The organism is Nocardioides sp. JCM 18998 (assembly GCF_055391535.1).
In genome coordinates, this window is sequence record NZ_AP043886.1 from 3432793 (window position 1) to 3458821 (window position 26029).

Genomic DNA, 26029 nt, shown 5'->3' on the forward strand with positions numbered 1-26029 from the left:
CATGACCACGATCGGTGTGCCGAAGGAAGTCAAGAACCACGAGTACCGCGTCGCGATCACGCCCATCGGCGTTCACGAGCTGGTCGCCCACGGCCACGAGGTGGTCATCGAACAGGGGGCCGGTCTCGGCTCCTCCGTCCCCGACGAGGAGTACCTCGCGGCCGGCGCACGGCTCCTGACGGGCGCCGACGAGGTCTGGGGGAGCGCGGACGTCGTGCTCAAGGTCAAGGAGCCGATCAAGGAGGAGTACCACCGGCTCCGGCCCGGCCTGACGCTCTTCACCTACCTCCACCTGGCCGCCGACCCGGCGCTGACCCGCGAGCTGCTCGACAAGCAGGTCACCGCCATCGCGTACGAGACGGTGCAGCTGCCGTCGGGCGCGCTGCCGCTGCTCTACCCGATGTCCGAGGTCGCCGGCTGTCTCGCCCCGCAGGTCGGCGCCTACTGGCTGATGCGGGCCCAGGGTGGGCGCGGCGTGCTGATGGGCGGCGTCGGCGGCGTCGCGAGCGCCAAGGTCGTCATCATCGGTGCCGGCGTCTCGGGCCAGAACGCCGCCAACATCGCGCTCGGGATGGGCGCCGACGTCACCCTGCTCGACACCGACCTGGACAAGCTGCGGATGTCGTTCTGGCGCTACAACAACCGGGTACACGGCCTGGTCTCCTCACGGCTCGCGCTCGAGGAGCAGGTCAAGCAGGCCGACCTCGTCATCGGCGCCGTGCTGATCCCGGGCGCCGCCGCCCCGAAGCTGGTCAGCAACGCGCTGGTCGCGCAGATGAAGCCGGGCTCGGTGCTCGTCGACATCGCGATCGACCAGGGCGGCTGCTTCGAGGACTCGCGTCCGACCACGCACGCGGACCCGACGTACCCGGTGCACAACTCCACGTTCTACTGTGTCGCCAACATGCCTGGCGCCGTCCCGAACACCTCGACCTACGCCCTCACCAACGCGACCCTCCCGTACGTCGTCGCGCTGGCTGACCGGGGCTGGCAGGGCGCGTGCCGAGCCGACGGCAGCCTCGCCCTCGGGCTCAACGCGCACGCCGGACAGCTCACCAACGCCCCGGTCGGCGCCGCGGTGGGCATCGACGCGGTCCCGCTCGAAAGCGTGCTCTCCTGACCCCGACCATCGCTCCGAGCACCGCCGTCCGCACCTATCTCGACCATCTGTCGGTCGAGCGCGGCCTGGCGGAGAACACGCTCGCCTCCTACCGGCGCGACCTGCGCCGCTACCTCGCCTACCTGGAGGCCGTCGGGATCGCCGACCTGTCGGGGGTCTCGGAGGCGACGGTGACGGAGTTCCTGGCCCGGCTGCGCGAGGGCGACGCCGAGCATCAGCCGCTCTCCGCGACGTCGGCCGCGCGCACCGTGGTGGCCGTCCGCGGCTTCCACCGGTTCGCGCTCGCCGACGGCATGGTCGCGCTCGACCCCGCCGGGTCCGTACGCCCGCCGCGGCCCGCGAAGCGGCTGCCGAAGGCGCTGCCCCTCTCCGACGTCGAGGCGATCCTGGAGGCGTCCGGGGAGCCGGAGACGCCGCTGACCCTGCGGGACCGGGCGCTGCTGGAGGTGCTGTACGGCACCGGCGCCCGCATCTCCGAGGCGGTCGGGCTCGACGTCGACGACCTCGACCTGCCGCCGGGGGAGCCCGGTGGCACGGTGCTGCTGCGCGGCAAGGGCGGCAAGGATCGGCTGGTGCCGCTCGGGTCCTACGCCCGTACGGCCGTCGAGGCCTACCTCGGCCGGTCGCGCCCGGGGCTCGTCTCCGCGAAGACGCCGGCCGGCGCGCTCTTCCTCAACTCCCGTGGCGGACGGCTCTCGCGCCAGTCGGCCTGGACGGTGCTCGTCCGGGCCGCGGACAGGGCCGGCGTCACCGCGGACGTCTCGCCGCACACCCTGCGACACTCCTTCGCGACCCACCTGCTGGACGGTGGCGCGGACGTACGCGTCGTGCAGGAGCTGCTCGGCCATGCGTCGGTGACGACGACGCAGATCTACACCCTGGTGACCGTCGACAACCTCCGCGAGGTCTTCGCGACCGCCCATCCCCGGGCCAGATAAGCGGGCTAGATAAGGCAGTGATGACCACCCCCTCTTGGATCCCGTCGGTCGGCGCCGACGCCGACACCGTCTACGAGGCGATCTCGACGTACGCCTCGGGCCGCGGCCTCGACCTCTACCCGCACCAGGACGAGGCGATCATCGAGCTCCTCGGTGGCGCCAACGTGGTGCTGGCGACCCCGACCGGCTCGGGCAAGTCCCTCGTCGCGATCGGCGCCCACGCGGCGGCACTGGCCAGCGATCGGGTCAGCTTCTACACCGCGCCGATCAAGGCGCTGGTGAGTGAGAAGTTCTTCGACCTGTGCGCCGTCTTCGGCGCGGACAACGTCGGCATGCTGACCGGCGACGCGTCGGTCAACGCCGACGCCCCGATCATCGCCTGCACCGCCGAGGTGCTGGCCAACATCGCTTTGCGCGAGGGCTCGCGGGCCGACATCGGGCTGGTCATCATGGACGAGTTCCACTACTACGGCGAGCCCGACCGCGGCTGGGCCTGGCAGGTGCCGCTGCTGGAGCTGCCGCAGGCGCAGTTCCTGCTGATGTCGGCCACGCTGGGTGACACCCGCGAGCTGCGCGAGGACCTGACCCGGCGCAACGGTCGCGAGTCGGTGCTGGTCGACCAGGCTGAGCGCCCGGTCCCGCTGAGCTTCGAGTGGCGGATGACCCACCTGCCCGAGACGCTCGAGGAGCTGGTCACCACCGGCCAGGCACCGGTCTACGTCGTGCACTTCACCCAGGCCGCCGCCGTCGAGCACGGCACCGGCCTGCTCAACGCCTCCTGGATCACGCCGCCGGACAAGGACGCCCTGGCCGAGCGGCTCGCGGACGTACGGTTCGCGGCCGGCTTCGGCAAGACCCTGGGCAAGCTGCTGCGCAAGGGCATCGGCGTGCACCACGCCGGCATGCTGCCGCGCTACCGCCGGCTCGTCGAGCAGCTCGCCCAGGCCGGGCTGCTCCGGGTCATCTGCGGTACCGACACCCTCGGCGTCGGCATCAACGTCCCGATCCGTACGGTCCTCTTCACCGGTCTGGCGAAGTTCGACGGCCGGCGACAGCGGATCCTGCGCACGCGTGAGTTCCTGCAGATCGCCGGGCGCGCCGGGCGCGCGGGCTACGACACGGCCGGCTTCGTGGTCGTGCAGGCGCCCGAGCACATCATCGACAACGAGAAGGCCAAGGCGAAGGCAGCCGAGCGTCAGGCGGCGGGCAAGAAGAACTCCAAGGCCCAGCTCAAGAAGGCACCCGACGGCGCGGTGGTCTGGAACGAGGCCGCCTTCACCCGCCTCGTGGAGGGTCAGCCCGAGCCGCTGCAGAGCCGGATGAAGGTCGACAACGCGATGCTCCTCAACGTCGTCGCGCGCGACGAGGACGCCTTCACCGTGATGCGACGGCTGCTGACGGACAACCACGAGTCCCGCCGCGAGCAGCTGCGGCTGTCCCGCCGAGCGCTGCGGTTGGCCCGTTCGCTGGTCTCCTCGGGCATCCTCACCCGACTGGACGTGCCGGACGGGGACGGGCGGCGCTACATCCTGACCGAGGACCTGCCGGCCGACTTCGCCCTCAACCAGCCGCTGGCGCACTTCGCCCTCGCCGCGCTGGAGACGCTCGACCCGGACTCCGCCGAGCACACCGTCGAGGTGCTCTCGGTGATCGAGGCGGTCCTCGAGCCGCCGCGCCAGCTGCTGTTGGCCCAGCAGTTCGCCGCCCGCGGCAAGGCCGTCGAGGAGATGAAGGCCGACGGCATCGAGTACGAGGAACGGATGGAGCTGCTCGAGGAGATCACCTGGCCGAAGCCGCTGGGCGAGCGGCTCGAGGCGCTCTACGAGGTCTACCGCGGCGGCCACCCGTGGCTGCCGGAGGACGCGCTCGACCCGAAGTCGGTGGTCCGTGAGATGTACGAGAACGGGATGAGCTTCACCGACATCGTCGGCCGCTACCAGCTCGCGCGGTCCGAGGGCCTGGTGCTGCGCTACCTGACCGATGCGTACCGGACGCTGTCCCACACCCTGCCCGCCGCGGTCGTCACGCCGGAGCTCGAGGACCTCATCGCCTGGCTGGGGGAGACGGTTCGGCAGACCGACTCCTCGCTGCTCGACGAGTGGGAGGCCCTCAACGACCCGGCGCACGTGCGCTCCGACGTCGCCCACCACGCCCCGCCGCCCCCGCCGCGCGCGCTCTCGCAGCAGGGGCGCGCCTTCGAGGTGATGGTCCGCAACGCGATGTGGGCCCGCGTCGACGCCGTCGCCCGCGACGACCTCGACGCCCTGATGGCGCTCGAGCGGGCCGCGGCCGACCGCACCGACCCGCCCGGCGAGGTCGTGATGAAGCGGACCGTCTGGGACGACGCGCTCGAGGAGTACTACACCGAGCACAAGTCCGTCGGCACGACCGGCGACGCGCGGAGCCCGAAGATGCTCGCCACCCGCGACGAGACGTCGGACGGCGTCCGCCTGCGGCACGTCACCCAGACGCTCGCCGACCCGGCCGAGCACCACGACTGGGTGATCGAGGCGGTCATCGACCTCGACGCGACCGACGACACCGGTGAGCTCGTCCTGCGCACCGAGGCGATGCGCCGGCTGTGATGGAACCTCGAGGGCGCCTGGCGGCGTCCTCGAGGTATGCGCATCCTCTCGCTCGGGCTCGCGCTGGTGGTGGTACTCACCGGCTGCGCCCGGCCCTGGCACGCCGCCGGGCCGGATCGGGTCGCGGGTGGGGACGCGGGCTGGACGGCGGTCACCGGCTCGCCGCTGACCGCGCGTGACGATCCCGTCATCGCCTACGTCGCCGGTGAGGTGGTGCTCGTCGGCGGATACGCCGGCCAGCCGTGCCCACCGGGTGCCGACTGCGCGCTCACCCGCCCGCCCGAGCGCGACGGCGCCGCCTACTCGCCGACCACCGGCGCCTGGCGGCGCATCGCCGAGGCTCCTCGGCCGCTGGCGGCCCCCGCGCTCTCCGCCACGGTGGGGGATCGGCTCTACGTGCTCGCCGCTCGTGCGCTCCTCGCCTGGGACAGCAGCGACGACTCCTGGCGGACCCGTGCCGTACCGGGACGCGGCTGGATCTCCGGGCTCGTCGCCGACGGCAAGCGGCTGGTGCTGGCGTCCGCCTCCGACGAGCGTGCGGTGCGCCCCGACCTGGTCTTCGACACCGCGACCCAGCGCTGGTCGACGCTGCCGGCCAACCCGCTGACGCCCTCGTACGACCGGGTGATCACCGCGGCGCCCGCCGGTCTGGTGCTCACCGGGTCGGCGATCGACGACGCCGGTGACCCGGTCGACCCGTCACTGGTGCACGCGGCGGTGCTGGCTCCGGGCGCGACGCAGTGGCGGGAGCTGCCGATCACCGGTCAGCTCGGGAGCGGGCCGTGGAGCTGGACCGGAACGCGGCTGGTCGACGCCACCCTGGGTGGTGCCGACGGCGGCCAGGTGAACGGCTACGGCCGCACGATCCCGTACGGCGGGCGGCTCGATCCGTCGACCGGCGCCTGGGCCCCGCTTCCCGACGCGCCGGACGAGCTCGCCGGCGGCTGGTCGGTCTACGCGGCGGCGGGGGAGCTGATCGCCAGCGGCGGCTGGCTCTACGACGACGACACCGCCACCTGGGCCCGGGTCCCGACACCCGAGTACGCACCCCAACAGGCCGGCCCTGCGGTCTGGGCCGGCCCCGATCTCTTCGTCTACGGCGGCGGCACGTGGCACGGCAGCTCTTTCGAGCGGTCCACCACGGCATGGCTGCTCCATCCGTAGTCCGCGGCTGCGGCACCCTCATGCGCGCTCACGGCCCCGCGTCGGCCGTGCCGGAGGGCCGAGTCGGCCGTGCCGGAGGGCCGAGTCGCGCACTAGGCTCCACCGCATGAGCGATGTCGAGGTGCGCCACAACCCGGACGAGACCCGCTATGAGGCCTGGCTCGACGGCGAGCTCGCCGGGATCGCCGTCTACGGCATGGGCCCGAAGACGGTGGTCTTCCTCCACACCGAGGTCGACGAGAGGTTCGGCGGCCGTGGCGTCGGCGGCGCACTCGCGAAGGGCGCGCTGGACGACGTCCGGGCCGGCGGCACGTACGACATCGTCCCGCTGTGCCCGTTCATCAAGGCCTACATCGAGAAGCACCCCGAGTACGCGGACCTCGTGCATCGCGGCTGAGCGGGCGCGAATCCCCCAGACGAGGCATGCGCGCCCGCCTCGTCGAAGAGTCTCCTGGGAGCAGCAGGCATCGACGCCCTGCGCCGAGACAGGAGCACGCGATGCGCCCACGCACCTCCGCACGCCGCCGACCCGCCGCGATCCTCATCCGGGGCCTCACCGTGGGCCTCGCGCTGGGTCTGGCCGTGGGTCTGGCCGTGGGTCTGGCCGTGGGTCTCGCGTCGCCTCGCGACAGCGCCGCGGCACTCGCGGCTACCCGCGATCGTGCTGCGACGTCGACTCCAGCCGGGGCGCGGGTGCCGCTCACCACGGTGGAGGTCGTCGTCCGCGGGTGTGACGAGTGCACCGTGCAGGCGGCCCGCTACGTTCCGAGCGACGGCACCGACTGGTGGTGGTCGGGATCGCGTCATGTCGGGTCCGACCACCGGGTCGCCTTCACCGTGCCGGCCGGCTTCACCGCAGGGCTGACCTTCGACGTCGACGCGCCATGGCACGGCAGCGACGACGTGGCCTCGGTGATGGTCGCGCGCTACCAGGGCCTCGCGGTCGGGGCGCCGGTGAGCGCGGCGCGGGCCGCCGCCGCTCGTCGCGGTGCCGCCTGCTGGGCGGGGACCTCGGCGCGCCGGGCGCGGATCGTCATGCGCGTGGCCCGCTTCCGGTCCACCACCGTGACCGGAGCCCCGACGTGGCATCCCCGGGCGTGGGCGGTGCGTGGGCTGGCGACCATCCCTCCGATGGGTCGCGCGTGGAACGGCGCTCTCGGCACCCAGAGCGTCTACCCCTGCGGGCCGCCGGCCCGACACACGGCCCCGCACCCCGCACGGCATCCAGCAGCGCACACCCTGCGTCCGAGCGCGCGGACGACCCTCACCTTCCGGGTGCCGCACTGTGACGGGTGCCGGTTGAGCCTGACTCAGTGGTTGAGCGTGCACCGGCCGCCGTGGCTCGGTCCGCAGCGGGCCGTACGGCACGGCCGAGCCACCTTCACGATCAGCTCGGCCCACACCGCCGGCATGGAGGTCGGCGTCACGGCGCCCTGGCAGGGCGCACTCGGCTATCAGACCGTGGCGGTGCTGCGCTACGGGAGCAGCCGGCCCGGACAGCATCTCGGCCTGGCGGCGGCACGCAGACAGACCCAGGGCGCGGTCTGCTGGGCCGGGACGGCGGCGGCCCGCAGCACGGTGACGCTCAGCGTGCGCCGGGTGCTCGTCCGTGCGCTCGACGGCCATCGGGTTCCTGGGGTCCTGGCATGGGCCCCGACCCAGCAGCGGACCTGGGATCCGATCCTGCCGGTCCGGGCGGGGGTGTACGGGTCGGAGGAGGCGACCGTGTGCACGCGCCCCGGGGCCGCACCCGGGTTGTCCCGGGAGCGAGCGCGGTCCTAGAGTCGCCTGCAGCGGGATATGTCGACATATCCCCGCACCGAACCGCCCGGGCACACCCGGTTGGCCAGTCCCGCAGAAGCAGGAGCATCCGTGTCCGACGCGTTGCCGTTCGAGTCGCCCATCGCCGAGCAGCTCGGCCCCACCGGCCGCCCGCTGCCCGTCTTCCCGGAGCCGGAGCGTCTGGAGAGTCACGGTCCGGCGCGCGTGATCGCGCTCTGCAACCAGAAGGGCGGCGTCGGCAAGACGACCACCACGATCAGCCTGGGCGCGGCGCTGGCCGAGCTCGGCCGCAAGGTGCTGCTCATCGACTTCGATCCGCAGGGCTCGATGTCGGTCGGCCTCGGCCTCAACCCCAACGAGATCGAGATGGGCACCTATCAGCTGCTGATGGACCCGAGCGTCTCCTTCGACGACGTCGTGGTGAAGACCAACGTCGACGGCGTCGACCTGCTGCCGGCCAACATCGACCTGTCGGCCGCCGAGATCCAGCTGGTCCACGAGGTCGGGCGCGAACAGGTCCTGACCAGCAAGCTGCACCCGATCCTGGGCCGCTACGACGTCATCCTGATCGACTGCCAGCCCTCGCTCGGCCTGCTCACCGTCAACGCGCTCACCGCCTCCGACGGCGTCATCATCCCGCTGGAGTGCGAGTACTTCGCCCTGCGCGGCGTCGCGCTGCTCAAGGACACCATCGAGAAGGTCAGGAGCCGGCTCAACCCGCGCCTGACCATCGACGGCCTGCTCGGCACGATGTACGACGGCCGCACCCTGCACAGCCGTGAGGTGATGGAGACCCTCGTCGCCGGCTGGGGCGAGACGGTCTTCCACACCGTCATCCGCCGCACCGTGAAGTTCTCCGACGCCACCGTCGTGGGCGAGCCGATCACCACGTACGCCTCGACCTCGCCGGGTGCCGAGTCCTACCGCCAGCTGGCCAAGGAGGTGCTCGCCCGGTGGCAGCGCGGCGCATGAGGGTGCCGGGTGCGGATGACATCTTCCGTGCCACCGTCGCCGCGCCCAGCGAGCCGGCCGCGGAGCCTGCGCCCGTGACCACGGCGGGGTCGAAGCAGGCGACCGCGAAGGCGTCTGCGAAGAGCGCCCGCAGCACGTCCGGTCGGGTCCGGCACGACGAGAAGATGACGGTCTACGTCACCTCCGACGAGCTGCTCGAGTTGGAGCACGCCCGCCTCACCCTGCGCAGCAAGCACGGCGTCGCGCTCGACCGCGGCCGCCTGGTCCGCGAGGCGATCGCGATGGCGCTCGCCGACCTCGAGGCCCACGGCGAGCAGAGCGTCCTCGTACGCCGTCTCGCCGAACCCTCCGAGCAGGGATGAGTCTCGCCACGGACCTCGCCCCCGAGCCCGGCGAGGAGTCGCGCCAGGGCGCGGACTCCTTCGCCGTCCGGCTGAGCAACTTCGAAGGTCCCTTCGACCTGCTGCTCAGCCTCATCGCCAAGCACAAGCTCGACATCACCGAGATCGCGCTGGCCCAGGTCACCGATGAGTTCATCGCCTACGTGAGAGCCCGACGGGCTCGAACACCGGAGGGCGAGCAGTGGGACCTCGAGCAGACCTCGAGCTTCCTGCTGGTCGCGGCCACCCTGCTCGACCTCAAGGCCGCCCGGCTGCTGCCGCAGGGCGACGTCGAGGACGAGGAGGACCTGGCGCTACTGGAGGCGCGCGACCTGCTCTTCGCGCGGCTGCTGCAGTACCGGGCGTTCAAGCAGGTCGCCGGCGTGCTCTCGACCCGCCTGGCCAACGAGACCCTGCGCCACCCGCGGGCCGTCGGACTCGAGGAGCGCTACGCCAGCCTCCTGCCCGAGGTGCTCATCGGCATCGGGCTGGAGCAGTTCGCCGCGCTGGCCGCCAAGGCGCTGGCCCCCAAGCCCGGCCCGCCCGAGCTGACCCTGCACCACATCCACGCGCCGGCGGTGAGCGTGCGCGAGCAGGCCGGCATCGTCGTCGACCGGCTGCGGCACGCGGGCACCATGACGTTCCGGGCGTTGTGCGGCGACTCGCCCGACACGCTGACCACCGTAGCCCGCTTCCTCAGCCTGCTCGAGCTGTTCCGCGAAGGTGTGATCGCCTTCGACCAGGTCTCACCGCTGGGGGAGCTGACCGTGCGCTGGACCGGCGATCACGGCGAGCTCGGCAGTGCTGACATCGATCTTGATGACCTGATCCATGACGAGTTCGACGGGCAGCCCGCTGCTGCCGAGCAGGAGAGCACCGATGAATGACGACGCTGAGCCGTCCGGCACCGAGGTGAGCGCCGACGCACGGGCAGGCCTCCCGCTGCGACCCGCCCTGGAGGCGGTGCTGATGGTCGCCGACCAGCCGCTCGCGCCCACCGCGCTGGCCACCGCTGTCGACCACCCGATCGCCGAGGTCGAGGCCGCGCTGGCGGACCTCGCCCGTGAGTACACCGAACAGGGTCGTGGCTTCGAGCTGCGCAACGTCGCCGGCGGGTGGCGCTACTACACCCGCGAGGAGTACGCCGCCGTCGTCGAGGGCTTCGTGCTGGAGGGCCAGCAGGCGCGTCTGACCCAGGCCGCCCTGGAGACCCTCGCCGTGGTCGCCTACCGCCAGCCGGTGTCCCGCGCGCGGGTGAGCGCGATCCGCGGTGTGAACGTGGACGGCGTGATGCGTACGCTTCTGGCCCGAGGGCTGGTCGAGGAGGCCGGACAGGATCCCGACACCGGGGCCCACCTCTACCGGACGACGAGCTACTTCCTCGAGCGGATCGGCGTGACCGGGCTCGACGAGCTGCCCGAGCTGGCGCCGTACCTGCCCGACATGGACGACCTCGAGGACGAGCTGGCCGAGATGACCAGCTCGCCGAGCGCCGCCGCCCCACCCGACGTGCACGAGCAGCAGGACCAGCAGCAGGAGCAGACGAATGATTGAGCGCACCGACCTCCCCCTCGACGAGGAGGGCCTGATCCGCATCCAGAAGCTGCTCGCGCTGGCCGGGGTCGCCAGCCGCCGCCGCAGCGAGGAGCTCATGCTCGACGGCCTGGTCGAGATCAACGGCGAGGTCGTCACGCGCCTCGGCACCAAGGTCGACCCCGCGCGCGACCTGATCCGCGTCGACGGCAAGCGACTGCCCCCGATCAGCGAGAAGGTCTACCTCGCCTTCAACAAGCCCGCCGGTGTCACCTCCACGATGAGCGACCCGCACGCTGCGCGCACGCTCGAGGAGTTCGTGGCCGAGCGCCCCGAGCGGCTCTTCAACGTCGGGCGGCTCGACGTCGAGACCACCGGCCTGCTCTTCCTCACCAACGACGGCGACTTCGCGCAGAAGGTCGCGCACCCGTCGTTCGAGATCATGAAGACGTACGTCGCCGAGGTCGAGGGCCAGCTCTTCCCGCGCCACGTCAAGCAGCTCCTCGAGGGCGTGACCCTCGAGGACGGGCCGGTCGAGGTCAACGCCGCCAAGATCCTGCGGGCGACCGACGCCAAGTCGATCATCGAGCTCACCATCCACGACGGCCGCAACCGGATCGTGCGCCGCCTGCTCGCCGAGATCGGCCACCCGGTGCGGCAGCTGACCCGCATCCAGATCGGGCCGGTGAAGCTGGGCACTCTGCGCCCGGGCCAGATGCGCGAGCTCACCAACGACGAGCTCGGCGACATGCTGGACTCCGCCGAGCTCTGATCCCGGCAGCGTGGGCCATCGCCGCACCCACTAATCTTCGGTGGGTACGTGAGAGGCGAGGAGAAGAACGTGGCAGTGCGTGCGATACGAGGCGCGACCCAGCTCGAGGCCGACGAGCGCGAGCACCTGCTCGAGCGCGTGACCGAGCTGGTCACCGAGATGATGACGGTCAACGGCCTGACCACCGACGACTTCATCTCGATCATCTTCACCTCGACCGAGGACCTCGTCTCGGAGTTCCCCGCCTACGCCGCCCGCCAGCTCGGCTTCTCCGAGGTCCCGCTGATGTGCGCCCGCGAGCTCGAGATCTCCGGCTCGATGCCCCGCGTCGTACGACTGATGGCCCACGTCGAGACCGATCTGCCGCGCGCCGAGGTCACCCACGTCTACCTGCACGGCGCCGCGAACCTGCGCCGCGACCTGACCAAGGTCAAGTCGGTCCCGGATGCCTGATGCCGCTCCGGTGGCGGGTCGGCTCCACGATCGGCTGACCGGGCCGATCGAGATCATCGGGACCGGCCTGCTCGGCACCTCGATCGCCCTCGCCTGCAGCCAGGCGGGTCTCGAGGTGCTGCTCACCGACGCCTCGCCCGAGCACGTCCGTACGGCCAGCGGCCTCGGCGCCGGCCGCCCGCGCGTCCGGGGCGACCGGCCGCAGCTCATCGTCGTCGCCGTGCCGCCGGCCTACCTCGGCCGGCTGATCGGCGACGCGTTGACGTTCAACCCCGACGCGATCGTCACCGATGTCGGCAGCGTGAAGAGCGCGCCCCTCGCGGAGGTCGAGGCCATCGCCGGTGTGGATCGCTATGTCGGCAGCCACCCGATGGCCGGCACGGAGCGATCCGGCCCGCTCGCCGGCAACGCCGCCCTGTTCGACGGCCGCCCGTGGGCGATCACGCCGCACGCCACCACCCGGCCCGAAGCCACCGAGCTCGTCGAGCAGCTGGCGCTGCTGTGCGGCGCGGTCCCCCTCCGGATGGACCCCGCCGAGCACGACCGCGCCGTTGCCCGGATCTCGCACGTGCCACACCTGATGGCCGTGCTGGTCGCCGGCCGCCTGCCCGGTGCACCGGCCGGCCACCTGGCCCTGTCGGGTCCCGGCGTGCGCGACGTGACGCGGGTCGCCGGGGGAGACCCGGAGCTCTACAGCCAGATCGTCACCGGCAACGCCGGCGCCGTCGTCGACCTCCTCGGCGAGATCCGCGGCCAGCTCGACGAACTCATCGCGGCGATCAGCACCGGAGACCGCGGCACCCTCGCCGGGCTGCTCGAGCGCGGCCAGCAGGGCACCCAGGCGATCCCGGGCAAGCACGGCGGACCGCTCAGTCCGACCACGGCGGTCTTCGTCGCCGTCGCGGACGAGCCCGGCGGCCTGGCCCGGCTCTTCGCCGACGCGGGCGCCAGCGGCGTCAACATCGAGGACGTCAGGATCGAGCACGAGCTCGGCCGTCCGGCCGGTCTGGTCGAGCTGGTCGTCGCGGAGGGCAGCGCCGAGCAGCTCCGCACGGCGCTGGAATCCCGGGGATGGGTCGTCCACCGGTAAGGTTCGGCGTTGTGAGCACGGCGGAGAACATCACTGGGAAGTCCCTCGTCATCGCCGTCGACGGCACCTCCGGCTCGGGCAAGTCCAGCACCTCGCGCGGTGCGGCCGCCCGGCTCGGGCTGCGCTACCTCGACACCGGCGCGATGTATCGCGCCATGACCTGGTGGATGCTCGCCCACGACGTCGACGTCTTCGACGCCGCAGCGGTCGCCGCGCGCGTCGCAGAGCCGGTCATCACCTCGGGCACCGAGCCGCTCTGCCCGACGATCGCGCTCGACGGACAGGACGTGGCCGAGGCGATCCGCAGCGAGCGGGTCAACGCGCACGTGTCGCCGGTCGCCACCGTCCCCCAGGTCCGCGCACGTCTCATCGCCCTGCAGCAGGCCGAGATCGAGAAGACCCTCGCCGCCGGTGTCGGCATCGTCGTCGAGGGCCGCGACATCGGCACGGTGGTGTGGCCACAGGCCGAGGTCAAGCTCTACGTCACCGCCGACCCGGCTGCGCGGGCGGCACGCCGCGCCCTCGAGGAGGGCGGTACGGACGCCGCGGCGGTCCAGGCCTCGCTGGAGAACCGCGACCGGATCGACTCGACCCAGGGCGGCCTGGCCGTGCCCGCGGGTGCGACCCATCTCGACACCACGCCGTACACCCTCGATGAGGTGATCGCGCAGGTCGTCGCCCTCGCAGAGCGGGCCATGACCGCGCGGGCGACATGAGCGAGCGCAGCGAGCTCATCATCGGACGCTGCGTCTCTGGCGCCTGGTGCGCGCACGGAGCGAAGCGAGTACGTGCATGAGCCCCGGGCTGCCCGACACGAGCCGAGTCCGGGCGCCGCGCCGGTGGTGGCTGTACAACTTCCGCTGGTTCGGGCGCTGGGCGATCCGGCGCCGCTTCCGGGTGATGCTGCACGGCACCGAGAACGTGCCCGTCACCGGTCCGGTGATCTTCGCGTCCAACCACGTCGGTGTCATCGACGGGCCGATGCTGGCGATCTTCGCGCCACGCCCCGCGCACGCGCTCACCAAGCACGACATGTTCCGGGGACTCGGCGGCCCGTTCTTCACCGCCGTCGGTCAGATCTCGCTGGACCGGCGCACCGCCGACCCGGGTGCGATCAAGGCGTGCGTGAGAGTGCTGCGCGACGGTCACGCCGTCGGCATCTACCCCGAGGGCACGCGCGGAGCGGGGGAGTACGGCGAGTACCACCACGGCGCCGCCTACCTCGCCATGGTCACCGGCGCCCCGGTCATCCCGGTGACGATGCTGGGCAGCCGCGATCCCGGTGGATCGCGCGGCTCGCTGCCACACAAGGGTGCCCGGATCGAGATGGTCTTCGGCGAGCCGTGGCGCACCGACCAGGTCGCCTGGCCGCGTCGGCGGGAACACGTACGACACGTGTCGGCGTTCCTGCGTGAACACCTGCTGGCCCAGCTCGATGCCGCCCGGGCGCTGACCGGGCGGGAGCTCCCCGGCCCGCTTCCCGTGGCCTCGCCCGATCCCTACCCGCCGATGGACGCCACCGACGGCGCCTACGCAGACGCAGACGCAGCACCAACCACGGTCCTCGACCAAGGAGCATCATGAGTGACATGACCGACCAGCCGGACGCCTTCGCAGGCGACGGCTACACCTTCGGCGAGGACGACGAGCACTTCGGCCCGACGCCGGTGCTGGCCGTCGTCGGCCGCCCCAACGTCGGCAAGTCCTCGCTGGTCAACCGCATCATCGGGCGCCGCGAGGCCGTGGTGGAGGACGTCCCCGGTGTGACCCGCGACCGGGTCTCCTACGACGCCGACTGGAACGGCCGTGCATTCACGATCGTCGACACCGGCGGCTGGTCCTCGGACGCCAAGGGGATGGCACTGCGCATCGCCGAGCAGGCCGAGCTGGCGATCAGCCTCGCCGACGCCGTCCTCTTCGTGGTGGACGGCAAGGTCGGCATCACCGACGAGGACGAGGCGGTCGTCCGGGTCCTGCGCAAGGCCAAGAAGCCCGTCGTCCTCGCGGCGAACAAGGTCGACGACCAGCGCACCGAGGCCGAGGCCGCCACCCTGTGGAACCTCGGTCTGGGCGAGCCGCACCCCGTCTCGGCCCTGCACGGTCGCGGCTCCGGTGACCTGCTCGACGCGGTGCTCTCCGCACTGCCCGAGCTGCCGCCGATGCCGGAGGGTCGTGAGATCGGTGGCCCGCGGCGGATCGCACTGGTCGGGCGGCCCAACGTCGGCAAGTCCTCGCTGCTCAACCAGCTGGCGGGCGAGACCCGCGTCGTGGTCGACAACGTCGCCGGCACCACCGTCGACCCGGTCGACGAGCTGGTCGAGCTGGGCGGGCGCACCTGGAAGTTCATCGACACCGCCGGCATCCGCAAGCGGGTCAAGGAGGCCTCGGGTCACGAGTACTACGCCTCCCTGCGGACGACCACCGCCATCGACCGCGCCGAGGTCGCGGTCCTCGTCCTCGACGCCGAGCAGAACATCGCCGAGCAGGACGTCCGCATCCTGCAGACCGTTCGCGAGGCCGGCCGCGCCCTCGTGATCGTCTTCAACAAGTGGGATCTCGTCGACGAGGAGCGCCGCTACTACCTGGAGAAGGAGATCGAGCGCGAGCTCGTCCAGGTGCAGTGGGCCCCGCGGCTCAACCTGACCGCTCGCACGGGCTGGCACATCGACCGGCTCGTGCCGGCGATCGACCGCGCGCTGGAGGGCTGGGAGACCCGGATCGGCACCGGTGCCCTCAATACGTTCCTCGGCAAGCTCGTCGCCGAGCATCCGCACCCGGTCCGTGGCGGCAAGCAGCCGAAGGTCCTGTTCGGCACCCAGGCCACCACCGCGCCGCCGACCTTCATCCTGTTCACGTCGGGCAAGCTCGACGCGGCGTACGAGCGCTTCATCGAGCGTCGTCTGCGCGAGGAGTTCGGCTTCGTCGGCACCCCGATCGTGCTCCAGCAGCGCGTCCGGGAGAAGCGCAAGCGCAACGCCTGAGAACGAGATGCCAGAGCGCCCCTCCGACCGTGGGAACACGGTCGGAGGGGCGTTGTGTCGTCGCCGGGTCGGGACGCCGTCAGTCGCGTGACATCGCCGCGTGGAAGTCGCGCTCGCGGTCGACGTAGTGGTCCTCGCCGATGTTGATCTCGACGACCTTGATCAGCGCGCCGACGAGGGCGTTCGGCGATTCGTACTCCTTCGACACCGGATCCCCGCTGTCGCGTCCGACGCTGAGGCCCTCGCCACAGAGCGCGAAGTGGCCCGGCTGCGTCTTCCACGGCCCCTTCGCCACCGCCTGGTCGTCGACGTAGAGGGTCGCCGTCCCGATCGCCTCGCCGTGGTCGCCGTGGCTCTCCTTGACGAACTCCGCGCCGAGCACGTGACGACCGGCGGTGACTCCCTCGGGCGCGGAGAGGACCTGCTCGGGCGGGATCCCCAGGAAGTTGTTCACGTACCACAGCTTGCCGTCCTTGAGGAACAGCGAGTGGCCGCCGAAGCGTGCCCCGTTGGCCAGCAGCACGCCGGTGGCGTGCTCGTCGGTGATCTCGACGTCGGCGAGGATCTTGAACGAGCGTCCACGGATCTCGGCGGCGGCGAACTCAGGGACCGGCGAGGTGTTCGGGTAGTAGCGGTAGACGCCCCCAGCGGGGATGTCGGCGACGGGCTGGGCCTTGACCAGATCCGCCAGCGAGCGGTTGTCCAGCGGGAGCACGTCGTACTTGCCGGCCTCGACGTACCAGAGGTTGACCAGCTCCTTGACCTTGTCGGGGTGCTGATCGGCCAGGTCGTGCGCCTCGGCCCGGTCGACCTCGGAGTGGTAGAGCTCCCAGGTGTCGTTGACCAGGTCCTCGGCCGTCCCGCCCTGCTGGGGCGCGCGCTGGGCGACGACGTGCCAGCCGTCGTGCCACAGCGCCCGGGTGCCCATCATCTCGTAGTACTGGACGTGCTTCTGCGTCGGGCCGTCGGCCTCGAAGGTGTACTTCATCGAGACGCCCGGCAGCGGTGTCTGCTCGTACCCGAGCACCTGCTCGGGCATCTCGATGCCGGCACACTCCAGGATGGTCGGCACGATGTCGACGGCGTGGTGGTACTGGTTGCGCACCTCGCCACGAGACGCGATGCCGGCGGGCCAGGAGATCACGAGCGGGTCGGCGACGCCGCCCTGGTAGGTGTAGCGCTTGAACATCTTGAAGGGTGTCGAGAACGCCGTCGCCCAGCCGGTCGGGTAGTGGTTGTACGTGTCGGGTGAGCCGAGCTGGTCGATCATCGCGACGTTCTGCTCGAGATCCTCGGGGTAGGCGTTGAAGAACTTGTTCTCGTTGACGGTCCCGACCGGGCTGCCCTCGCCCGAGGCGCCGTTGTCGGCGCAGTACATCACGACGGTGTTCTCCAGCTGCCCGGTCTCCTCGAGGAACTCGATGATCCGGCCGACCTGGGCATCGGTGTACTCGCTGAAGCCGGCGTAGACCTCCGCCATGCGGGCGAAGAGTCGCTTCTCGTCCTCGCCCAACGAGTCCCACGGCTTCACGTGGTCCATCGGCTGGGCAGCCTCACCGGGCAGCGGGTTGATGTCGGAGTAGGCGGTCCCCTCGGGGAGGATGCCGCGCTCGATCATCCGCGGCAGCACCCACTCGCGGTAGGCCTCGTAGCCATCGTCGAAGGCGCCCTCGTACTTGGCGATGTACTCCTGCGGCGCGTGGTGCGGGGCGTGGTTGGCACCCGGGCAGAACCACAGGTACCACGGCTTGTCCGGCGCGGAGGTCCTGCTGTCGGCGATGTAGGAGATCGCCTTGTCGGCGAGGTCCTTCGAGAGGTGGTAGCCGTCCTCCGGCCCGTAGGGCTGGTCGACGTAGTGGTTGTCCTCGGCCAGGCTCGGATACCAGTTGTTGGTCTCGCCGCCGATGAAGCCGTAGAACCGGTCGAAGCCCCGGGCGAGCGGCCAGTTGCGTCGGGTGGCGCCGACCGCCCACTCGTCCAGCGGGACGTTGTGGTTCTTCCCGACCCAGTAGGTGTTGTAGCCGTTCTCCCGCAGGACCTCGCCGATGGTGGCGTTCTCCATCGGGACGTGGCCGGTGTGCCCCGGGAAGCCCTGGGCGCCCTCGGCGATCTGGGCGAAGCCGTTCTGGTGGTGGTTGCGGCCGGTGAGCAGGCACGACCGGGTCGGGGAGCAGAGGGCAGTGGTGTGCCACTGCGTGTAGGTGAGGCCCTTGTCGGCCAGGCGCTGCATCGTCGGCATGTTGATCCGGCCGCCGTACGGCGACCAGGCCGCCAGCCCGGTGTCGTCGTACAGGACCACCAGCACGTTGGGGGAGCCGTCCGGCGCCGGCGACTCCCGGAACGGCGTCCAGTCGGGGACGGAGTCCCGGACATCGAGGTTGACGACTCCGCTGAACTGCTTGACCACGAGACCCTCCTGGGGCGACGACACGAGGTCTCCACGCTCACGCCGCCTCGCGTCGACCTGGATCCCCCGGAGCGGGTGAGGCAGCGGTAGACGGGCCCCGATTCTGAGTCGCCAGGGGCCTGCGATAGTCTTCGCGTGCTCTCTTTGGAGAGTGTTCGGGCTGTAGCGCAGCTTGGTAGCGCACTTGACTGGGGGTCAAGGGGTCGCAGGTTCAAATCCTGTCAGCCCGACAGGTAAAACAGCAGGTCAGGGGCCGTCCGCGAGGGCGGCCCCTGATGTGTTCCGTGGGTCGTGTCCCAATTCGTACCCCACCATCGCCGCCACGCACGCGACGTAGTGCGCTCATATCAGCCCCGCCGGAGGGGGATCTGCGGGTGTCACGGCGTGTCCCTGCCTCGCCGAGTGCGCGGGGCGCTCTAGCGTCCGGCTGTGGTCATTCTCGTCTCGCACTGGTGGGTGTCCGATGCTCCAACGTGGCTGAGTGCCATCGGCACGGTGGGCGCGCTCGGGGTCGCGATGGCGGTGCTGTGGCGCGAGCAGACGGATCGGCGGCGGCGCAGAGAGTTTGAGCGCCGCGCGCAGGCCCGACGGGTGTCGATCGGTGTACCCACGACGTCGGTCACACCGGGATACTTCGACAGCGAGTTCATAGACACCGCCGTCCGGCTGACGATCACGAACGGCAGTGACGAGGCAATCTCAAACTGCCGAGCGCGCTACCTCACCAAGATCACCGCCGCCGATGGTGCTCTACTGCCCGACGAAATCGGGACGATCCCCGCCGGGCGCTTGCTGCCGGGACAAGCCTCGGACTTCTCCCACGGCTTCAATCTGCCCACGCCGCTCCGACCCGACATCTTGGGCGGCGCAATGGCGTTTCTCATCTCGACCGCCGAACTGCGCTTCACCGACGCCGCCGGTATCCGCTGGCACCGAGACGCCGAGCACACGTTGCGCGAGGTCAAGGGAGCGGATCCGTGGTGACAGAGACGCGGCCCGCCGTCGAACGGTGGGAACGCCGCACGGAGATCCCGCTCATGCTGCTGGCCCTCGCGTTCCTCGTGGCCTACGCGTGGCCCGTGCTGGACCCGCGCATCAACCCCGACTTGCGGACGTTCCTCTCGGTCGTCTCGTGGACGGTGTGGGCGGCGTTCGCGCTGGACTTCGCTATCCGGTTGTTCCTCGCCCACGATCGCAAGCGCTACGCGGCCAAGCACTGGTACGACGTGGCCCTCGTGGTGCTGCCGATGCTGCGGCCCCTTCGGCTGTTGCGGCTGCTGGCGCTCATGCGGATCTTGGACCGCTCGGCGGCACGCAACCTCGCCGGGCGGGTGTTGGTGTACGTGTCCGGGGCTGCGGCGCTCGCCGTGTTCCTCGGGGCTCTCGCCGTACTCGACGCCGAAGAGAAGGTGCCTAAGGCCAACATCAAGACGTTCGGCGACGCGCTTTGGTGGGCAGCCACCACCGTGACCACCGTCGGATACGGCGACCATTCCCCGATCACGCTCCAAGGGCGGCTGGTGGCGGTGGTCTTGATGGTGATCGGGATCGGCGTCGTCGGGGCCGTCACCGCCTCGGTCGCGACGTGGATCCTCGGCAGGGTGGCTGATGAGCGAGCCGAGCGCGAGCGCCCCACCGACGAGTGATTAATATGAAGGCGAGTTGAATAAATGACCAAACAGACCGTTCCGTCCGATAGCGGCGATTCCGACAATAAACGCGTAGCATCAGGAATGATGATCCTGGCGTGCGCTGCGGTGCCGCTCGTCGGCCTATATGCGGCGTTCGTGACTCTTCGTCGGTCACGCCCGCGTGCTGCGCTCATCTATTTCATTTCGTCCATGTGTGGAATTATCCTTTGGGTTGCGTGGACGTCTCGCCATTAAGGCGTGAGCGAGCACGAATTGATATCGCTCGAATTGATTGCGATATGTGGCCGTCGCTAATTTATATCGCTGGAAACGATGGTGCGCCGCGACGGCGCTCATTTCTCGACCTTTCCGGTTCCGTGGCAGGTGGGGCAGGTGATCGTTTCGGGGGCGGCGGGTGCGGTGGCCCGGGGCGCGGGGCGCGGATACGTCTTGCCGTCGAGCCCGGTGGGAGGTGTCGCAAGATGCGACACGTCCCGCGACGCCGTCGCCGGGTGAACCCCCGCAGCCGATGCGGTGGCGCGAGAGGACAACCCCCACGCGGCGAGCGACTGGGAGGCGGCGCGGCGCTGTTCTCGGGGTAGTGTCCGGGATTACCCATCGCCGGGCTGTTCGGCGATCTACGGCCCGATTCTGTGGCTCTCGGGCCGATATCCGAGGCACGGGTGGCACAATCGCGCCATGGCGAAAGGCCACACCAACGCGTGGAAGCAACGCCGAGCCCGGTGGGCGCAACGGCTGTCCTATCCGTGCCGCCGATGCGGAGAACTGATTACCCTCGGGGAATTGTGGGACCTGGACCACACCACGCCGCGTGCGCTCGGCGGATCTGACTCCGGCGCTCGCCCGGCCCATCGATATTGCAACCGGGCCCACGGGGCGGAATTAGCGAAAGCGCTGCGGTCCCGCGTTGAGCGATAGCCACCCGACCGCTATATCGAGACGAGTGCGGCGAGATCGGCAGCCGAGCCGATCAGCAGGAAGCACGAATCGTCGTCGCGACCCGGTCCCGGGCCCCACAGCGATACCCCGGCAAGTGCCTCGCCAGCGTCCATGCGCTTAGCCAGCGCCGCGGCCCGAACACGCTGCACATAAGCGAATGGCTTCCTCGCACCCGGCGCGTGCAGGGCGATGGCGTTGCGGTCGTGCGGGTTATCCGGCTCGCGGCGCAATTCCACGGGGCGGCCCTTGCGCAGGTCCGCGGTGCGGAAGGTCGGGGCGTTGTGCTGCGCACCTCGCGCGTAGGTGGCAACCAAGCCGAAAGCCCGGAGCCCCGGACCCTTCGGGTTGAGCAGCGCACCGCCGGAGAGTGGCGACCAGATCGCCAGCCGGTCGCCCGCGTCGACCAATCGCAGCGTCGGCAGCCCTTGCGCATCCCGGGACAGGTATCGCGCCTCGGAATCCTTCGGCGCATAGTCGCTGCGGCGGACACTCGACTGCGGCGGAGGCTCTAGCTCTGGGTCGCCCTGCCACTCAGCCGCAGCTGCCTGCGCCTCGGCGAGAATCTCGTTGGTAGTGGCGGAGATGAACGCCGTCGACTCAGCCAGCCAGCGCCGCCGCCACTCCTCATCCGTCTCCTGGGTGGGCACACGCTCAACCTAAGGGCGCGGCGGCGCGCCCTTAGGGGAACGATTGGGTCAGCACGACGACACTCAACGGCGAAGAACCACACCACTTCCCGGGACGTCACCCTGCCCCCGGGGAGGTATTTGCTCCAGAGGCGCGCTCCCGTGGCCACGATGGCCTCTCAAAAACAGCCGCGCCTACGCTTTGCTGATCTGTTCGCGGCACTCGCTGATCGGTTGGCGGTCCCGTCTGACGGATCGTTGGTTGAGGGTGCTCGCGGTCGCGGCGATCAGGACCGCCACTGCGGACACGATCGCGATGAACCAGTCGCCGTTGTTCCTCGCAGCGAGGATGATCTCGAGGATGATCGTGGCGATACCGACGGGCACGCGGATCCATAGACTCACGGCGGGGATTGTGTCACGGCATCGAGGTCTGGGGTTCGTCGTGAGTCGTCGCGCTCCCTTCGTGTCTTTCGCGCTGGGTTTGGGTCCGTCCCCGGTGGTAAGTGCCAGCCGTTGCGTCGCCACCGGTCGAGCGTGGCGGTCACGTCCACGATGGCAGGGGTGGTGATGGTGGCGACACCTTCGGCGGGTAACGCGGTGAGCGACTGGTCCTCTTCGGCCTCGGTGTCGGCGGGGTCGTCGCCTTAGGAAGCGCGCTGCACCTACGACTTGTCGATCTCTCCGCGAGGGCGGGAACTGCTCCACCACCAGATCATCAGTGTCGCGAGGCCGACGGTGATCGTCATCGTGGAGACGGCCTCGATGGTGTGGGTCGAGACCGGACCGCCCTTCATCCCACCGCGAACGAGGGCTTGCAGGGCGGCGAGGATCGGGAGGATCCCGAGTGCGGTGATGACGATGCCGATGCGGTAGAGGTTGCGGTCGCGTCGGCGTTGGAGCCGCCCGGCGACGGCTGGGCTGTTGAGGATCGCTTTGATCTTGGGATCGGCCCACTGGTCGGCGAGGTCGCGGAGGATCAGGAAGACCAGCAGGATCAGGACGGCGATCGGGGCGACGATCAGCATCACGATCAAGTTCTCCACGGGGCGGGAGTCTATGGCGTGTGGGGGTGGGGCTCCTCATGACGGCGATGCGGGTCAGGTGGCTCGAGCTGGCACTGCCGAGGCCGCTCGCAGCGAACAGCGCCAAGTCGAGGCTGCCGTGGTCACCAATACCGAGGCAGGAAGCCCGGAGGCCGCAGCCGGTAGGGCTGGACGGCGTTGGTCACGGGCTGCGCTGTTGGCCGCGATGCTTCCGGTCGCACAGAGGCGGCAACAACGGCTCGTGTGACCGGTGTGGGGTTGGCGACAGCGCGTGCCACCGGTCCCGCTTGCCGGGCCAGGTCGGCGCGGATGGCGTCGAGTCGCGGGGTCTTGCTCGTGCCTCGGGTGCGGGCCGTCTCGTCGGTGATGGACTCCCGCACCCGGGCTTGTTCTCTGCGAAGCCACCTGAGCCGGATCGCGTGGTCGGAGAGTTAGGCGTTGGGGTGTGTCGGGCCGTATTCGCGCACGATCGGCACGTCTGGCCACTGCATGCGTTCGCCGGGGTTGAGCATCGTGTGTCCCGCGATCACCGGGTACTTGCCACCGCTGTCGATCAGGTAGATCCCCATGACCCCGAAGCCGTACCCCATTCCATACCCCAGTTCGTCCCGAAACCGGGGCAACCGTCAGAGTCCGTCGGGGTCTGATTCACGCTCGACACGGACGCCTGAGACCGTCAACGGGCACTTTGCCTGTCGCTGGGGGTCAAGGGGTCGCAGGTTCAAATCCTGTCAGCCCGACCGGACGAAAGCACAGGTCAGAGGGCACTGTGAGCACTGGAGACCAGGCTCACGGTGTCCTCTGCTTCTGTCGCCGACACGAGTTGTGACACCAGTCGCGCGCGTCCGCGCAGGAGATGCTGCCCTGGCGAGCGCGTCCTCGGGGCGAGCATTCCGACCCGACGAAAGGGCTTCAGGACGGCGCCATCGCCTTCTGGAACAGCCCCCGGGTGGTGGGCCAGGAGACAACGAGACGGAGGCCACGATGTCACCTACGTGTGCATTCAGCCCTGGTTTCCTTGCACGCCTCCGTCCCGAGGCAGCCTTCGGCCTGATCGCAGATCCTCTCCCTGTTCCGACAGCGCGTCGGGCTCAGCCAGCTCGGCGGACACGGGCGGGGATGGCGCTCCTCGGCGCCACGTCGGCGCTGGCTAGCCTGGCCCCATGGCCGTGCCGCGGGAGCTGACGTCGGTGGGCGCTGTGCGCGATGCGGTAGCGGGCGACGCGCTGCTGCGGTGGGCCGCCGGCACCGGCGCGGCCGGGGTGCGAGTGTTCCGCCTCGGCGCCGCGGCCGCCGTCGCCGCGCCCGCGCTCTCGGGCCGGGACCGACTGGCCCTCGCCGGTCCGCATCAGGAAGCCGCCGAGCTGGTCGGTGCCGTGCTGCCTCAGCTGGGTCCGACCTACCGTCCGGTGGGTGACGAGGCCATGGTGCGCCGGGTGGTTGAGCAGGTCCCGGGGTTGGAGCTCGTCGACTCCTTCGGTTGGATGCAGACCTCGGCGCTCACCGACGGTGGCGACGGTGCCGTCTGGCTCACCGCCTCTGACGAGGACGACGTCGAGGCCCTGCTCGACGCGGCGTTCCCCGGGGCCTACGCGCGCCCCGGTCGCCACGGGGTACGACGCTGGGCCGGCGCCCGTGACGGGGCCGGGACGCTGATGGCCTGTGCCGCCGATGCGTGGAGCGCGCCCTGTGTCGGCTTTCTTGCCGGGGTAGCCACCGCGGAGCGGGCGCGCGGGCGCGGCATCGGTGCGGCGGTGTGCGGCCTCGTCCTGGACGCGCTGGTCGCCGAGCACGGAACGGCGGCGCTGATGGTCGACGGCGGGAACACGGCCGCCGTGCGTCTCTACCGCCGTCTCGGGATGACGTGGCGGCCGTTCGCGGCGGCGCGGGTCGTCGGCGGCTGAGGCGAGAAGGCTTGACCGTCCGGGCAGTCGCACGCTGGCGGGTGAGGCGTCGCCGAAGTCGCGCCGAGCCGTGTCGGCGCAGCGTCGGGGTTGTCCGCTCGGGGCGCCGACGAGCGCCGCCGTGGCTGTCCTGGGCATCGGTTCGCTCGCCTAGGCGATCTGGTCCCACATCCCGGCCTCGGTGTAGAGCCGAGCGACCTCGTCCAGCTCGACCAGAGCCTCGTCCGCGCCGGTCACGACAGGGCCGGCCACCCACCAGTCCGCGCCAGGAAGGCCAGCGGACAGATAGGCACGCGCGCCGGGGTCCTGTGGCTGGTAGACCTCGCGCGCTCGGGCGACGACCTCGCCGTGCGCGGGCTCCCACAGCCTGATCCCGTCGACGTCACTGCCGAGCACGACGGCGTCGTACCACCGCCAGAGCACGACGCCGACGCCACCGGGTCCGGTGACCATGGCAACGCGATGCCCCGGCTGGACCCGCTCGGTCCGGGGTGCGGGAAACATCGGGGCGAACGGGACCCAACGGACGTCGCCGTCCACGCGCACCTCGCACTCCGCTTCGCGGACGCGCAGGACGAGGCCGGAGTACAGCTGACGATCAGTCGGATCGGGGCGGGTCTGATGATTCATGGGGCACACCTCTCGTGGGGTGGACCTCCTGCTGCTGCACGCGGTCAGTCAGCACAGGAGGCGCAACGGTCAACGCGGGACACGAACACGGTTTGTCGCACCTCCTCTCGATCTCGAAGCTGAACACTGCCACGTCGATCGGGTGACGGCCACCGATTTCCTCGACCCCCTGTGAGAGGCGCTTGCGTCCAGAGCCTTGGCCCGAACCGGGGGAGGGACGGGCCTCACCCGCCGTGTTCGATCGTTGCTGGCGCGACACGCGTGATGAGGACAGGACGAGGAGACCGATGCCCCCCGCTCAGGCCCCCCAGCAAGCCCCAGCTCGGTCCGCGGCTGCGCGCGCAGTCGACGCGACGAAGACCTACGGCACCGGTGAGGCCGCGGTCCACGCCCTCGCGGGCGTGACGGTCGACTTCCCCGAGCATGAGTTCACCGCGATCATGGGCCCCTCGGGCTCTGGGAAGAGCACGCTGATGCAGTGCGTCGCGGGTCTCGACCGGCTGACGTCGGGATCGGCCTACATCGGCGACACCGACATCTCGAAGCTGAACAAGACCCAGCTGACGCTGCTGCGGCGCGACCGGCTGGGATTCATCTTCCAGCAGTACAACCTGATTCCCTCGCTGACGGCGAAGGAGAACATCCTCCTCCCGCTCACCCTGGCCGGGACCAAGGCGGACGACGCGTGGTTCGGCGAGATCGTGCGGACCGTCGGCCTCCAGGACCGGCTCGGCAACCTGCCGAGCCAGCTCTCCGGGGGCCAGCAGCAGCGGGTCGCCGTCGCGCGGGCCCTGGTGCCGAAGCCGGACATCATCTTCGCCGACGAGCCGACCGGAGCCCTCGACTCCCGTACCGGCATCGAGATCCTGACGTTCATGCGCCGCGCCGTCGACGACACCGGACAGACGATCGTGATGGTCACCCACGACCCGCACGCCGCGTCGTACGCGAACCGGGTGCTCTTCCTCGCCGACGGGCAGATCGTCGACTCGATGGAGGCGCCGACAGCCGATCGGGTGCTGGACCGGATGAAGCGGTTCGAGGGCTGAGCCCGC

26 protein-coding genes and 1 tRNA gene are annotated in these 26029 nt (G+C 70.5%); 21 read left to right on the forward strand and 6 right to left on the reverse strand.

The genetic code is table 11. The features are described from left to right. Position 1 precedes the first annotated feature (1 nt). The 16 genes from ald to der all read left to right on the forward strand — a co-directional run bounded on the left by ald (position 2) and on the right by der (position 15770). Entirely contained in the window at positions 2–1120 is a 1119-nt protein-coding gene (gene ald / locus ACZ5L9_RS16195; protein ID WP_464529405.1) for an alanine dehydrogenase, read from the forward strand. Beyond that, on the forward strand, positions 1117–2058 hold the full coding sequence (gene xerD / locus ACZ5L9_RS16200; RefSeq protein ID WP_464536895.1) for a site-specific tyrosine recombinase XerD: 942 nt from the start codon (positions 1117–1119) through the stop codon (positions 2056–2058). The genes ald and xerD overlap by 4 nt, the downstream gene beginning before the upstream one ends. Positions 2059–2078: 20 nt before the next feature. Continuing rightward, positions 2079–4643 (forward strand): DEAD/DEAH box helicase, encoded by a 2565-nt coding sequence (locus ACZ5L9_RS16205; RefSeq protein WP_464529408.1) that lies wholly within the window; start codon positions 2079–2081, stop codon positions 4641–4643. A 36-nt stretch (positions 4644–4679) separates the two neighbouring features. Continuing rightward, a complete protein-coding gene (locus ACZ5L9_RS16210) occupies positions 4680–5807 on the forward strand; it encodes a Kelch repeat-containing protein (protein WP_464529412.1) in 1128 nt (375 codons plus the stop codon). A 106-nt stretch (positions 5808–5913) separates the two neighbouring features. Continuing rightward, a complete protein-coding gene (locus ACZ5L9_RS16215) occupies positions 5914–6204 on the forward strand; it encodes a GNAT family N-acetyltransferase (RefSeq protein ID WP_464529417.1) in 291 nt (96 codons plus the stop codon). Positions 6205–6305: 101 nt separating this feature from the next. Next, positions 6306–7589 (forward strand): hypothetical protein, encoded by a 1284-nt coding sequence (locus tag ACZ5L9_RS16220; protein WP_464529422.1) that lies wholly within the window; start codon positions 6306–6308, stop codon positions 7587–7589. Between the two features lie 90 nt (positions 7590–7679). Beyond that, positions 7680–8561, forward strand: a complete 882-nt coding sequence (locus ACZ5L9_RS16225; protein WP_464529425.1) for a ParA family protein — start codon at positions 7680–7682, stop codon at positions 8559–8561. Then, complete coding sequence (locus tag ACZ5L9_RS16230; RefSeq protein ID WP_464529427.1) at positions 8543–8923, forward strand: hypothetical protein; 381 nt, start codon at positions 8543–8545, stop codon at positions 8921–8923. The genes ACZ5L9_RS16225 and ACZ5L9_RS16230 overlap by 19 nt, the downstream gene beginning before the upstream one ends. Continuing rightward, positions 8920–9828, forward strand: a complete 909-nt coding sequence (locus ACZ5L9_RS16235; RefSeq protein ID WP_464529431.1) for a segregation and condensation protein A — start codon at positions 8920–8922, stop codon at positions 9826–9828. Before ACZ5L9_RS16230 ends, ACZ5L9_RS16235 begins: the two co-directional genes overlap by 4 nt. Continuing rightward, a complete protein-coding gene (scpB, locus tag ACZ5L9_RS16240) occupies positions 9821–10495 on the forward strand; it encodes an SMC-Scp complex subunit ScpB (protein ID WP_464529434.1) in 675 nt (224 codons plus the stop codon). Before ACZ5L9_RS16235 ends, scpB begins: the two co-directional genes overlap by 8 nt. Continuing rightward, the gene (locus tag ACZ5L9_RS16245; RefSeq protein ID WP_464529439.1) at positions 10488–11246 is read left to right on the forward strand and encodes a pseudouridine synthase; all 759 of its coding nucleotides are present in this window, start codon (positions 10488–10490) and stop codon (positions 11244–11246) included. Before scpB ends, ACZ5L9_RS16245 begins: the two co-directional genes overlap by 8 nt. Positions 11247–11321: 75 nt before the next feature. Beyond that, on the forward strand, positions 11322–11699 hold the full coding sequence (gene aroH / locus ACZ5L9_RS16250; RefSeq protein WP_464529441.1) for a chorismate mutase: 378 nt from the start codon (positions 11322–11324) through the stop codon (positions 11697–11699). Then, complete coding sequence (locus tag ACZ5L9_RS16255) at positions 11692–12789, forward strand: prephenate dehydrogenase (protein WP_464529445.1); 1098 nt, start codon at positions 11692–11694, stop codon at positions 12787–12789. The genes aroH and ACZ5L9_RS16255 overlap by 8 nt, the downstream gene beginning before the upstream one ends. Before the next feature lie 11 nt (positions 12790–12800). Beyond that, positions 12801–13505, forward strand: a complete 705-nt coding sequence (gene cmk / locus ACZ5L9_RS16260; protein ID WP_464529449.1) for a (d)CMP kinase — start codon at positions 12801–12803, stop codon at positions 13503–13505. A 76-nt stretch (positions 13506–13581) separates the two neighbouring features. Continuing rightward, the gene (locus ACZ5L9_RS16265) at positions 13582–14373 is read left to right on the forward strand and encodes a lysophospholipid acyltransferase family protein (protein WP_464529452.1); all 792 of its coding nucleotides are present in this window, start codon (positions 13582–13584) and stop codon (positions 14371–14373) included. A gap of 5 nt (positions 14374–14378) precedes the next feature. Further along, a complete protein-coding gene (der, locus tag ACZ5L9_RS16270; RefSeq protein ID WP_464536896.1) occupies positions 14379–15770 on the forward strand; it encodes a ribosome biogenesis GTPase Der in 1392 nt (463 codons plus the stop codon). Between the two features lie 79 nt (positions 15771–15849). Here the strand turns inward: der and ACZ5L9_RS16275 are convergent, their stop codons facing one another. Then, positions 15850–18201: an arylsulfatase gene (locus ACZ5L9_RS16275; RefSeq protein ID WP_464529455.1), complete on the reverse strand. Its 2352-nt coding sequence runs from the start codon at positions 18199–18201 to the stop codon at positions 15850–15852. A gap of 132 nt (positions 18202–18333) precedes the next feature. On the opposite strand from ACZ5L9_RS16275, the gene ACZ5L9_RS16280 reads away from it, so the two are divergent. From ACZ5L9_RS16280 to ACZ5L9_RS16290, 3 genes are all read left to right on the forward strand, one after another. Beyond that, a tRNA-Pro gene (locus tag ACZ5L9_RS16280) sits at positions 18334–18407 on the forward strand. 199 nt (positions 18408–18606) lie between these two features. After that, a complete protein-coding gene (locus ACZ5L9_RS16285) occupies positions 18607–19161 on the forward strand; it encodes a hypothetical protein (protein WP_464529459.1) in 555 nt (184 codons plus the stop codon). Next, the gene (locus ACZ5L9_RS16290) at positions 19155–19823 is read left to right on the forward strand and encodes a potassium channel family protein (RefSeq protein WP_464529463.1); all 669 of its coding nucleotides are present in this window, start codon (positions 19155–19157) and stop codon (positions 19821–19823) included. Before ACZ5L9_RS16285 ends, ACZ5L9_RS16290 begins: the two co-directional genes overlap by 7 nt. Before the next feature lie 935 nt (positions 19824–20758). Here the strand turns inward: ACZ5L9_RS16290 and ACZ5L9_RS16295 are convergent. The 4 genes from ACZ5L9_RS16295 to ACZ5L9_RS16310 all read right to left on the reverse strand — a co-directional run bounded on the left by ACZ5L9_RS16295 (position 20759) and on the right by ACZ5L9_RS16310 (position 23009). Beyond that, complete coding sequence (locus ACZ5L9_RS16295) at positions 20759–21415, reverse strand: HIRAN domain-containing protein (RefSeq protein WP_464529466.1); 657 nt, start codon at positions 21413–21415, stop codon at positions 20759–20761. A 174-nt stretch (positions 21416–21589) separates the two neighbouring features. Then, the gene (locus ACZ5L9_RS16300) at positions 21590–21799 is read right to left on the reverse strand and encodes a hypothetical protein (RefSeq protein ID WP_464529468.1); all 210 of its coding nucleotides are present in this window, start codon (positions 21797–21799) and stop codon (positions 21590–21592) included. Between the two features lie 260 nt (positions 21800–22059). Beyond that, a complete protein-coding gene (locus ACZ5L9_RS16305) occupies positions 22060–22440 on the reverse strand; it encodes a hypothetical protein (RefSeq protein WP_464529470.1) in 381 nt (126 codons plus the stop codon). A 431-nt stretch (positions 22441–22871) separates the two neighbouring features. Beyond that, positions 22872–23009, reverse strand: coding sequence for a hypothetical protein (locus ACZ5L9_RS16310; RefSeq protein ID WP_464529472.1), 138 nt, complete (start codon positions 23007–23009; stop codon positions 22872–22874). Between the two features lie 594 nt (positions 23010–23603). Here ACZ5L9_RS16310 and ACZ5L9_RS16315 point away from each other — a divergent pair. Further along, the gene (locus tag ACZ5L9_RS16315; protein WP_464529476.1) at positions 23604–24344 is read left to right on the forward strand and encodes a GNAT family N-acetyltransferase; all 741 of its coding nucleotides are present in this window, start codon (positions 23604–23606) and stop codon (positions 24342–24344) included. A 150-nt stretch (positions 24345–24494) separates the two neighbouring features. Here ACZ5L9_RS16315 and ACZ5L9_RS16320 read toward each other — a convergent pair whose 3' ends face one another. Further along, on the reverse strand, positions 24495–24974 hold the full coding sequence (locus ACZ5L9_RS16320; RefSeq protein ID WP_464529481.1) for a hypothetical protein: 480 nt from the start codon (positions 24972–24974) through the stop codon (positions 24495–24497). A 287-nt stretch (positions 24975–25261) separates the two neighbouring features. Here ACZ5L9_RS16320 and ACZ5L9_RS16325 point away from each other — a divergent pair, with 287 nt between their 5' ends. After that, on the forward strand, positions 25262–26023 hold the full coding sequence (locus ACZ5L9_RS16325) for an ABC transporter ATP-binding protein (RefSeq protein ID WP_464529484.1): 762 nt from the start codon (positions 25262–25264) through the stop codon (positions 26021–26023). The last annotated feature ends 6 nt before the right edge of the window (positions 26024–26029 follow it).